Source organism: Leucobacter soli (genome assembly GCF_042659205.1).
Taxonomy (GTDB): domain Bacteria; phylum Actinomycetota; class Actinomycetes; order Actinomycetales; family Microbacteriaceae; genus Leucobacter; species Leucobacter soli.
On the sequence record NZ_JBHSRW010000151.1, the window covers coordinates 1 to 5,533 of the forward strand.

The window sequence follows — 5,533 nt, forward strand, 5'->3', positions numbered from 1 at the left end:
ACCCCCGCGGCTCGGGCGCGGCATCCCACTCTCGACGCACCTCGCGCAGCACCTCGGGGAGCAGCGCCCGGGCGAAGCCGAGCGCCCGCGGTTCGACCCAGGCCGCCAGAATCCGCTCCAGGGCCGGTCCCGGAACGCCGAGCGCCCGGCACCCGAAGTCATGCCCCTCTCGAAGGTGCCGCTGCCCTCGGTAGCGCAGCAGAAGCCGCCGCGCGGACGAGCGAGGCAAGCGGCGTTCGAGGCCGGCCCGCGTCATGAGCAGGTCCCCGGGTCGGAGCGGCCCAAGGCACCACCCGAGGGCATGCATCCGCAAGCCCACCGAGATCATCTCGAGGATCAGCCAGGCGGCCTCGGCCGCACCGAGCTCCGGCACTGCGGCTCGTCGATTCATCATGTCTCACAGTCTGCGCGCCGCGGAGCGACCCGATCCTCGCCGCTCGCGTATCTGTGGAGAACTCGGCTCGACAGCCGATTCCGCCCCGCTGCGGGCGCCGAATCGCGGCCGGTCGCACCCGTCCGAGCCGGTAAGCTAGAGGGCATGGCGAAAGACAAGGCGCAGAAGGCGAACAAGGAGCCCGGGCGCATCAAGCAGATGATCCGGGTCTATCAGCAGACGCGGCGTCACGACCGCAACCTGACCCTCGCGCTGCTCGCCGTCTTCATCGCCCCGATCGCCCTGGCGCTGCTGGCCGCCTGGCTGCTCAACAACAGCGTGTTCGGCTGGATCGTCTGGCCGATCACCGGCATCCTCGTCGGCCTGCTGCTCGCGATGATCGTGCTCGGCCGCCGTGCCGAGTCCACCGCGTACCGGCAGATCGAGGGTCAGCCGGGCGCTGTCGGCGCCGTGATCAACGGTGCGCTCCGACGCTCCTGGCGCGGCAGCGAGACCCCGGTGGCCATGAACCGCAGCCGCGACGCCGTCTACCGCGTGGTCGGCCGGGGCGGCGCGGTGCTCATCGTCGAGGGCGAGCCGCAGCGGGCGAAGCAGCTCGTGACGCGCGAGGAGACCCAGCTGCGCCGCACCCTGAGCGGAGTCGCCGTCACCACACTCTACGTCGGCACGGGCGAGGATCAGGTGCCGCTGCACAAGCTCTCGCGCACCCTCGTCAAGATGAAGCCGGTGCTGAGCCGCCGAGAGGTCGATGCCGTGTACAAGCGCGTCTCGTCGATGCGGACCGATCCGATCGGCATCCCGAAGGGCATGGATCCGTTCAAGGTACGCGCCGGCCGACCCCGCTGACCGACGCCGCCCCGCCCGCGTTCCGGGCGCAGGGCTCGCCTTCCGGCAGACCCCGGGGTTCCCGCGATTCCGCCGAGGATCGCTACGCGCGGATCAGGACGGTTCCCGCGATCTTGTCGTGGAATCCGCGCTGGTCGCTGTCCCAGACCAGCACGGGGATGACGAGTGCGAGCAGCACCGTGCGGACCACCGGCCGCCACAGGCCGACCCAGCCGCCGGCGATGGGGACGACCCGGGAGCCGGTCAGACGGTGCCCGATCGAGCCGCCGATCGTGGGGATGAAGAGGATCTGCATCGCGATGAAGATCAGGTAGGCGGCCCAGCTGTGCGCGGACGTGCTGTAGGGCGCGAACAGCAGCGCGATGAGCAGCGCGGCTCCCCAATCGATCGCGATGGCGAGGAAGCGGCGGCCGATCCTCGTCACCGAGTGCTGCCCGCGCTCGGGGAGGCCGAGCCGTTCGCCGGGCCATTCGCTCGGGGCGAGATCTCCGAAGCGCTGCGGTCGATCGGATCCAGACATATGTCCGATCCTATCGGCGCCCTCGGCGGCTTCGCGCCACGCATGCCGTAACATCCACGAAACACGGTTCACATGAAGTCGAAACGTCTCTCGCCTACAGTGGGTCCGAAGCCGTGGCGCATCCGAGCGCCCGAACGTGAGGGAGCAGTATGTTTCAGACCCCGCAGGAAGTCCTCGATTTCATCCGGGACACCGATGTCAAGTTCGTCGACATCCGGTTCACCGACCTTCCCGGGGTGCAGCAGCACTTCAACATCCCCGCAGCGACCGTCGAGGCCGACTTCTTCGAGGTCGGGCAGATGTTCGACGGCTCCTCGATCCGCGGCTTCGCCGGCATCGCCGAGTCGGATATGCAGCTGATCCCCGATGTCACCACCGCGTACATCGACCAGTTCCGCGCCGAGCGCACCCTGATCGTCGTCTGCGACATCTTCAACCCCCGCACCGGCGAGATCTACTCGAAGGATCCGCGTCAGGTCGCGAAGAAGGCCGAGCAGTACCTCGCCTCCACCGGTATCGCCGACACCGCGTTCTTCGCACCGGAGGCGGAGTTCTACATTCTCGACTCGGTGCGCTACGAGACCACGGCACGTCGCACCTTCTACGAAGTCGACTCGGAGGAGGCGTCCTGGAACTCGTCGCGCAAGGTCGAGGGCGGCAACCTGGGCAACACGACTCGGGAGAAGGGCGGCTACTTCCCCGTCTCCCCCGTCGACAAGCAGGCCGACCTGCGCGATGACATCTCGCTGCGGCTCATCGAGGCCGGCCTGGAGCTGGAGCGCTCGCACCACGAGGTCGGCGCGCCCGGGCAGGCCGAGATCAACTACCGCTTCAACACGCTGGTGAAGGCCGCCGACGATGTGCTCAAGTTCAAGTACGTCGTGAAGAACACCGCCGAGCTCTGGGGCAAGACCGCCACCTTCATGCCGAAGCCGATCTTCGGCGACAACGGCTCGGGCATGCACACCCACATGTCGCTCTGGAAGGGCGGGGACCCGCTCTTCTACGACGAGAACGGCTACGCGCAGCTCTCCGACATCGCCCGCTGGTACATCGGCGGCATCCTGCACCACGCACCGGCACTGCTCGCCTTCACGAACCCCACGATCAACAGCTACCGCCGTCTGGTCAAGGGCTACGAGGCGCCGGTGAACCTCGCTTACTCGGCCGGCAACCGCTCCGCCGCAGTGCGCATCCCGCTCACGGGCTCGAACCCCAAGGCCAAGCGCATCGAGTTCCGCGCCCCCGACGCCTCGGGCAATCCCTATCTCGCCTTCGCTGCGCAGATGATGGCGGGGCTCGACGGCATCCGCAACCGCATCGAGCCGATGGAGCCGATCGACAAGGATCTCTACGAGCTGCCCCCGGAGGAGGCGAAGAACATCCCCCAGGTTCCGGGTTCGCTCGAGGAGGCGCTCGACGCGCTCGAGGCCGATCACCAGTTCCTGCTCGAGGGCGGTGTCTTCACCGAGGAGCTCGTCGAGACCTGGATCGAGTACAAGCGCGAGAACGAGATCGCACCGATGGCGCTGCGCCCGCACCCGTTCGAGTTCGAGCTCTACTACGGCGTGTAGCAGCCGGACGACGCGAACGGCTCGTCGGTAGGCGCTGCTCCCGGAACCCGGGGGTGCGTCGGCCGGCGAGCCGTTCGCGTTCCCGCTACCTCCTGCTGCTTCGATCGGCGCGGGGCAGCGCCTCGACGAATTCGAGGATCAGCGACGCCACCGGCTCGGGGCTCTTGATGATGGCTTCGTGGCCGCGCCCGGAGATCTCCGTCATGCGGGCCTCCGGCAGCGCCTCGGCGATCTCGGAGACCCACTCGCGCGGGCAGACGCGATCGGTCTCTCCGCGCAGCACGAGCGTCGGCGTCGCTATGCCCGGGCAGATGAGCTCCAGCCGGTGGTCGAGCATGAAGCGCAGCTTGTTGACGAACCAGATCGGGCTGGTCTTGGCGTACTCCCAGAGCCCCAGCAGCAGGACCTTCGGTCCCTCTCCCGTCAGGTCACGCACCATCCTCAACGCCTGCCGCGTCGCCGTCCGAGCATGCCGGTCGACCGTCGGCGCGATCAGCACGAGCGCCGCGACCCGATCCGGGTGGCGATAGGCCGCCTCTGCCACGATCTGGGTCCCCATCGAATGCCCGACGAGCACGACGGGGCCGGGAGCCTCGTCCTGGAGAAAGCCGACGATGACCTCCGCCGTCTCCTCGAGCGTCGACTCGCTCCCCGGTTCGGGAGAGTCGCCGAAGCCGGGCAGATCCACGGCGAGGACGCGCCCCTGCTCGGACAGGATCTCCGCGACCTCCGAGAACACGACTCTGCCCATCCCGATCCCGTGGACCAGGACGAACGTCAACGGACCGGGCCCGCTGGTCTCGGTGTACGCCATCGTGATGCGGTCGCGCTCGTACGTCCGATCCGTGCCCGCCATCCCCTCAGCCTATCCGGAGCGGCTCCCCGCCGGCGGCTCCCCGTCGACCGAGCGAACCCTCGCAGGAGCCTCACTTCGTCGCGCAGCTTCGAGGAGCGGCGGTGCGGTGCGGGCTCCGGGCCCGCTGAACTCGCGTCCGCTGCGTCGTCGCAGGGTGCTGGAGCGCTGGTCGGCGGAGGATTCAGAGTTCGACGTCGTCGTCGGCCTCGAACCCGTCCTCCGCAAGCAGCGCTTCCAGGAAGGCGGTCAACTGGTTCATAACGATCAGGTTACGCTTCCCCGGCGACCTTGACCAGACCAAACTGTAATATATTCGTTACATTTTGGTGAACGGTCAGCCGGGCATCAGCTGCCTCCCGGCAGGATCAGCGGGAACGTCGCCGGTCGATCGCTGTAACCGAAGAACTCCCGTTCGAAGACCGCCCGGGCGCGGCGAGCGGTCGAGAGCCACCGTTCCTCCAGCTCGGTGGTGCGCCCGTGCGGCAGACCCAGCACGCCGGCGATCCCCTCGAGCTCGAGACGATCGACGGGAAGCGTGTCGTCGATCCGCCCGCTCCACAGCTTCGCGGCCGAACGGATCCTGCTCGCCAGCACCCACGACGCCTCGAGTCGCGAACGATCCTCCTCGCTCAGCAACCCCGCGGTGACGGCGCCCTCGAGCGCGTCCAGGGTGGAAGACGTGCGCAGCGCCGGATGGAAGGCGCCGCGCTGCAGCTGCAGCAGCTGCACCAGCCACTCCACGTCGCTGATCCCGCCCGGTCCGAGCTTCAGATGCCGCTTCGGGTCCGCTCCGCGAGGCAGCCGCTCCGCCTCGACCCGCGCCTTGATCCGCCGCACCTCGCGCACGTCGGCCTCGTCGAACGTCGTCGGGTAGCGTATCTCGTCGGCCAGCGCGACGAAATCCGCGCCGAGCGCCGCATCGCCGGCCACGGGGCGGGCCCGCAGCAGCGCCTGCGCCTCCCAGGTCAGCGACCAGCGCTCGTAGTAGGCGCGGTAGGCGTCGAGGCTGCGCACGATCGGGCCGTTCTTGCCCTCCGGGCGCAGATCGAAATCGAGGTCAACCGTGAAGCGCGGGTCGCTCACCAGCCGCCGAAGCTCGGCGATCAGACGCTCCGCGGACTTGCGCGCGGCCGCGGTGTGCTCAGGGGTGGCCTCGGCCGAGACCCGGTAGACGGCGAGCAGGTCGACATCGCTTGCGAAGCCGAGCTCCCGGCCTCCGTAACGCCCCATGCCGATGAGGGCGAGTTCGACGGGCGGCTCGGCCGCGGTCGCGGCATCGGCGGCCGGCGAGGCGTGGCTCGCCGCATCCCGGATCGCGAGCAGCAGCCCGTCGAGCAGCGCGG

At 68.9% G+C, this 5,533-nt stretch carries 6 protein-coding genes; 2 read left to right on the forward strand and 4 right to left on the reverse strand.

Annotated features, from left to right (window positions below; genetic code table 11):
- On the reverse strand, positions 1–394 hold a 394-nt coding region (locus tag ACFPZL_RS09320; RefSeq protein WP_382335197.1), incomplete at its 3' end, for a hypothetical protein.
- Between the two features lie 144 nt (positions 395–538).
- On the opposite strand from ACFPZL_RS09320, the gene ACFPZL_RS09325 reads away from it, so the two are divergent.
- The gene (locus tag ACFPZL_RS09325; RefSeq protein WP_218114997.1) at positions 539–1,240 is read left to right on the forward strand and encodes a DUF4191 domain-containing protein; all 702 of its coding nucleotides are present in this window, start codon (positions 539–541) and stop codon (positions 1,238–1,240) included.
- Positions 1,241–1,322: 82 nt separating this feature from the next.
- Here ACFPZL_RS09325 and ACFPZL_RS09330 read toward each other — a convergent pair whose 3' ends face one another.
- Positions 1,323–1,760 (reverse strand): RDD family protein, encoded by a 438-nt coding sequence (locus tag ACFPZL_RS09330; RefSeq protein ID WP_218114996.1) that lies wholly within the window; start codon positions 1,758–1,760, stop codon positions 1,323–1,325.
- Between the two features lie 149 nt (positions 1,761–1,909).
- Here ACFPZL_RS09330 and glnA point away from each other — a divergent pair, with 149 nt between their 5' ends.
- Entirely contained in the window at positions 1,910–3,334 is a 1,425-nt protein-coding gene (glnA, locus tag ACFPZL_RS09335; RefSeq protein ID WP_218114995.1) for a type I glutamate--ammonia ligase, read from the forward strand.
- An 85-nt stretch (positions 3,335–3,419) separates the two neighbouring features.
- Here glnA and ACFPZL_RS09340 read toward each other — a convergent pair whose 3' ends face one another.
- Positions 3,420–4,190, reverse strand: coding sequence for an alpha/beta fold hydrolase (locus ACFPZL_RS09340; protein WP_218114994.1), 771 nt, complete (start codon positions 4,188–4,190; stop codon positions 3,420–3,422).
- A 345-nt stretch (positions 4,191–4,535) separates the two neighbouring features.
- The coding region (locus ACFPZL_RS09345) for a [protein-PII] uridylyltransferase family protein (protein WP_452233259.1) at positions 4,536–5,533 on the reverse strand (998 nt) is incomplete at its 5' end.